At 68.8% G+C, this 4,533-nt stretch carries 6 protein-coding genes; 3 read left to right on the top strand and 3 right to left on the bottom strand.

The window, feature by feature from the left end:
- Window positions 1–78: 78 nt before the first annotated feature.
- A complete protein-coding gene (locus tag G3N99_RS34845) occupies window positions 79–1,002 on the top strand; it encodes a carbon-nitrogen hydrolase family protein (RefSeq protein WP_174946180.1) in 924 nt (307 codons plus the stop codon).
- A 78-nt stretch (window positions 1,003–1,080) separates the two neighbouring features.
- Here the strand turns inward: G3N99_RS34845 and G3N99_RS34840 are convergent, their stop codons facing one another.
- Both G3N99_RS34840 and G3N99_RS34835 read right to left on the bottom strand, forming a co-directional pair.
- A complete protein-coding gene (locus tag G3N99_RS34840) occupies window positions 1,081–1,767 on the bottom strand; it encodes a YafY family protein (protein ID WP_011350979.1) in 687 nt (228 codons plus the stop codon).
- Between the two features lie 73 nt (window positions 1,768–1,840).
- The gene (locus G3N99_RS34835) at window positions 1,841–2,245 is read right to left on the bottom strand and encodes a VOC family protein (RefSeq protein ID WP_206124638.1); all 405 of its coding nucleotides are present in this window, start codon (window positions 2,243–2,245) and stop codon (window positions 1,841–1,843) included.
- Between the two features lie 173 nt (window positions 2,246–2,418).
- Here G3N99_RS34835 and G3N99_RS34830 point away from each other — a divergent pair, with 173 nt between their 5' ends.
- Window positions 2,419–2,751 carry a winged helix-turn-helix domain-containing protein gene (locus G3N99_RS34830; protein WP_011350981.1) on the top strand — a complete coding sequence of 111 codons (333 nt, stop codon included), beginning with the start codon at window positions 2,419–2,421 and terminating at the stop codon, window positions 2,749–2,751.
- Window positions 2,744–3,208 carry an SRPBCC family protein gene (locus tag G3N99_RS34825; protein WP_206124637.1) on the top strand — a complete coding sequence of 155 codons (465 nt, stop codon included), beginning with the start codon at window positions 2,744–2,746 and terminating at the stop codon, window positions 3,206–3,208. The genes G3N99_RS34830 and G3N99_RS34825 overlap by 8 nt, the downstream gene beginning before the upstream one ends.
- Before the next feature lie 95 nt (window positions 3,209–3,303).
- Here the strand turns inward: G3N99_RS34825 and G3N99_RS34820 are convergent.
- Window positions 3,304–4,533, bottom strand: a 1,230-nt coding sequence (locus tag G3N99_RS34820) for a class I SAM-dependent RNA methyltransferase (protein ID WP_206124636.1), incomplete at its 5' end; no start/stop codon positions are given.

Raw genomic sequence — 4,533 nt, 5'->3', positions numbered from 1 at the left:
CACTTATCGTTCTATCGATTTGATCGATGACATCATATAGATAAAGATGGCGTTACCCCATTCATCGGAGACGCCTTCATGTCCACATCAGTCATCGCCGCGCTGCAGATCGGCGCTTCGCCCGCCGGCACGCGCGCCACGCTCGATACGATCCTCGGCTACGAAACCGCGATCCGCGACAGCGGCGCGTCGCTCGTCGTGTTGCCCGAGGCCGTGCTCGGCGGCTATCCGAAAGGCGAGATCTTCGGCACGCGGCTCGGCTACCGGCTGCCCGAAGGCCGCGACGCGTATGCGCGCTACGCCGCGCAGGCGATCGACGTGCCGGGGCCGGAAACCGACGAACTGGCCGCGCTGTCGCAGCGCACGGGAGCGAGCCTCGTGGTCGGCGTGATCGAGCGCGGCGGCAGCACGCTGTACTGCACGGCGCTGTTCTTCGATCCGCGCGACGGGCTCGTGGCGAAGCACCGCAAGCTGATGCCGACCGGCACCGAGCGGCTGATCTGGGGGCAGGGCGACGGCTCGACGCTGCCCGTCGTCGACACGGCCGCGGGCCGCGCGGGCGCCGCGATCTGCTGGGAGAACCACATGCCGCTGTTGCGCTGCGCGATGTATGCGAAAGGCGTGCAGATCTGGTGCGCGCCGACCGTCGACGAGCGCGACGTCTGGCAGAGCTCGATGCGGCATATCGCGCATGAAGGGCGCTGCTTCGTCGTCAGCGCCTGCCAGGTGCAGCCGTCGCCGCGCGCGCTCGGCATCGACGTGCCGGGCTGGGATCCTGAGCGGCCGCTGATCCGCGGCGGCAGCGTGATCGTCGGGCCGCTCGGCGACCTGTTGACGGAGCCGCTGATCGGCGAAGCCGGGCTCGTCACCGCGCGCATCGATACCGACGAACTCGTGCGGGCGCGCTACGACTTCGACGTGGTCGGGCATTACGCGCGCCCCGACGTGTTCTCGCTGCACGTCGACGAGCGGCCGAAGCGGACGGTGGTGTTCGGCGCGTAGGGAACGGGGGCCGGGCACCGCGCGGCGGCCCGGAACATGAACGGCGGCGGCGCGCGGTGCGCACGCCGCCGTGCTGCATCAGCGCATCGGCGCTTCCGCGATCCGCATGTAGTCGGCGATCCGCCGTCCCTCCATGTCCGGAAACTGCTCATGCACGATGATGTCGCCCATCCGCGCAATGTCGAAGGTGCGGAAATCGCCGCGCAGCTCGCACCACGCGCCGATCGTCCAGCGTCCTCCCCAGTAGACGAGCCCCAGCGGCCATACGCGGCGTTGCGAATGCGCGCCGAGCCGGTCGCGGTAGTCGAAGCTGACGACGTGGTGCGTGTCGATGGCCTGGTGGATCGCGTCGACCTTCGCACAAAATGTCTCGTCGATGTGGAACGACGGCGCGAACACCGGCAGGCGGTCGAGCGCCGTGCGCTTGTCGGCCGGCATCGCCGACGCAATCTTCGCGAGCGCCGAACGCGCGCCGCTCGCGAAGCGCGCACCGCCCCAGGTTTCGAGCATGCGTGCACCGGTGGCGAGCGCAGCGAGCTCCTCGGCCGTGAACGTGAGCGGCGGCAGGCTCGCGTTGCGGTTCAGCCGGTAGCCGATGCCGGCTTCGCCTTCGATCGGCACCCCTGACAGTTGCAGGTCGCGTACGTCGCGATAGACCGTGCGCGGCGACACCGACAGCCAGTCGGCCAGCTGCTGCGCGGTCGTGAGACGACGCCCGCGCAAGAGCTCGGCGATCTGGAACAGGCGGTCGGCACGGCGCGTCATGACGGCACCTCGACTCCAACGGCAGTGGGGACTTCGCGATGATAGCGCCGCGCGAGCCCGACGGCCGCCGCGCTCAGTGGCATTTCGGCGCGTGCAGGCCGACGCGGTTGCCTTCCGTGTCGATCAGGTAGCCGACGTAGCCGTAGTTGTTCGGCAGCTCGATGACCGCGCCCTGCACGACGCCGCCCGCGCGCTTCGCGCGTTCGAGCGCCGCGACGACCGATTCGCCGGCGTTCAGGTAGACGAGCACGCCGTTCGCGCTCGGCTTCAGTTGCTGCGGATCGAACACGATGCTGCCGCCCGTGCTCGATGCGTCGCGGTCGAACGTGGCCATCGGCACGCCGCCGATGACTGCGCGCTGCAGCGTCGTTTGCAGCACGGTTTCGTAAAAGCGGATCGCCCGGTCGAAATCGAGGGACGGAATGTCGAACCACGCGATCGCGCGCTCGAGGGTGGGGGTGGCAGTTGCGGATGTCATGACGCGCTCCTAGTTGCGTGGTTTGTTGTTCGGGTTCGGTGCGGAAACCAGCCTTGCATTGCGCCGGGATTGCAGTGTGATCGCGGCCTGCTGACACCGTATTGTCAGTAGAGTTGTCAGCCTTGACATGCAACCATTTGGTTGCATAATAAGGTCATTGACCCGGGAGTGGCATGGATCTCGTTTTCAAGGCGCTGGCCGACGCCACGCGCCGCCAGTTGCTCGATTTGCTGCACGCGAAAAGCGGGCAGACCCTGTCCGAGCTGTGCGACGGGCTCGCGATGAGCCGGCAGGCCGTGAGCAAGCATCTCGCGCTGCTCGAGGCCGCGAATCTCGTCGCGACGACATGGCGCGGCAGGGAGAAGCTGCATTACCTGAATCCGGTGCCGATCCACGACATCGCGGAACGCTGGATCGGCAAGTTCGAGCGTCAGCGCCTGCAGGCGCTGGCGGATCTCAAGCGCGGGCTGGAAGCGGCCGGCGATCCTGGAGACAACGATGAGTAATCCCGCCTTTGTGTACGTGACGTTCATCGCATCGACGCCCCAGCGTGTGTTCGATGCGCTCACCAACGCCGAGCTGACGAAGGACTACTGGGTGCGGCACCGCAATGCGTCGCCCGACTGGCGGCCGGGCTCGCGCTGGGAACATCAGGACTACGACGATCCGTCGCGGGTCGACATCGTCGGCGAAGTGGTCGAGAACGATCCGCCACGCAAGCTGGTCGTCACGTGGCGCACGCCGTCGGGGGAGAGCGGGGAATCGCGCGTGACCTATCTCGTCGAGCCGCACGAGGGCGTCGTGAAGCTGACCGTCACGCACGACGGGCTGGAGCCGGGCTCGGAGATGGATCGCGGGATTCGCGGTGGCTGGCCGGTCGTGCTGTCGAGCCTCAAGACGCTGCTCGAGACGGGGCAGGCGCTGCCGTTCACGATGGGGCGCTGGGAGAGCTCGAAGCACTGAAACGAAACGCCGCCGTTGCCGCGGGTGCGGTAACGGCGGCGTTCCGGTTGCCGCAGAGGGGCCGCGCAAGCGGCCCATCGCGACCATGATGCGGATTACGCGTCGCCTTCCGGCGTGGCCGGGCGCGCCTTCACGCTGCCGGCGATCAGGTCGAAGCGGAACAGCCGGCATTCGAGCGCGCCGTTGAACAGCGGTGTCTTCGCCGATTCGCGCAGCCGCAGCTGGCCCGGCAGCGAACGGTCGGACGTCAGCAGGAACGCCTGCCAGCCCGTGAAGCGCTGCTTCAGCGCATCGCCGAGCGCGTTGAAGAACTCGCTGTCCGGTGCGTCGGTGTGGGTACGGCGGAACGCGTCGTCGTTGCCGCGGTTGCGGCCCGTCTCGCGCACCTCGCCGCGTGCGCTGCGGCCGCGCACTTCGATCCGCTCGCCGTACGGCGGGTTCGCGAGGATGATGCCCGGGCCGTCGCACGGCGGCGTCATCCCGCGTGCGTCGACCTGCTTGAGCCACACCGACGGTACGCCTGCACGCTCGAGGTTCGCGCGCGCCTTCTCGAGCATGTCGCCGGAGATGTCGCTGCCGTACACGCCGAATGCTTCGCCGCGTTTGCCGCGTGCTGCGCGCTTCGCGTCCAGCGCCGGGACCTTCAGCCCCTGCCACGCGGTGATGTCGTATTGCTTGAGTTTCTCGAAGCCGAACCGGCGCTCGACGCCCGGCGCCACGCCGAGCGCGATCTGCGCGGCTTCCGCGAGGAACGTGCCGCTGCCGCACATCGGGTCGTACAGCGCCGTGCCGGGCGTCCAGCCCGTCAGGCGCAGGATGCCGGCCGCGAGGTTCTCGCGCAGCGGCGCCGTGCCCTTGTCGAGACGCCAGCCGCGCTTGAACAGCGGCTCGCCCGACGTGTCGAGGTACAGCGTGCACTCGCCCGCCGTCAGGAAGGCGAACACGCGCACGTCCGGCGCACCGGTGTCGATGCTCGGGCGCGCGCCGGTCTTGTCGCGCATCCGGTCGCAGATCGCGTCCTTCACGCGCAACGTCGCGAATTCGAGGCTCTTCAGCGGCGACTTGATCGCGGTGATGTCGACGCGCAGCGTCTGCGTCGCCGCGAACCAGCGCTCCCACGGCTGCTCGAGCGCGAGCGCGTAGACGTCCTGCTCGTTGCGGTACGCGCGGTGCGCGATCTTCAGCAGGACCCGGCTCGCGATCCGCGAATGGAGGTTCGCGGCCATGCCGGCGGCCCAGCCGCCGCTGAAGTGGACGCCGCCCGGCACCTGCGCGCCCGCGGTGAACGGCGCGCCGGTGCGGTGGCGGCCGGCGAGTTCGGCGCG

The organism is Burkholderia sp. Ac-20392 (assembly GCF_017104585.1).
In the GTDB taxonomy this organism is placed as follows: Bacteria; Pseudomonadota; Gammaproteobacteria; order Burkholderiales; family Burkholderiaceae; genus Burkholderia; species Burkholderia lata.
The sequence above is the reverse complement of the archived record's forward strand: the minus strand, read 5'-3'. Positions and strand labels throughout refer to the sequence as shown.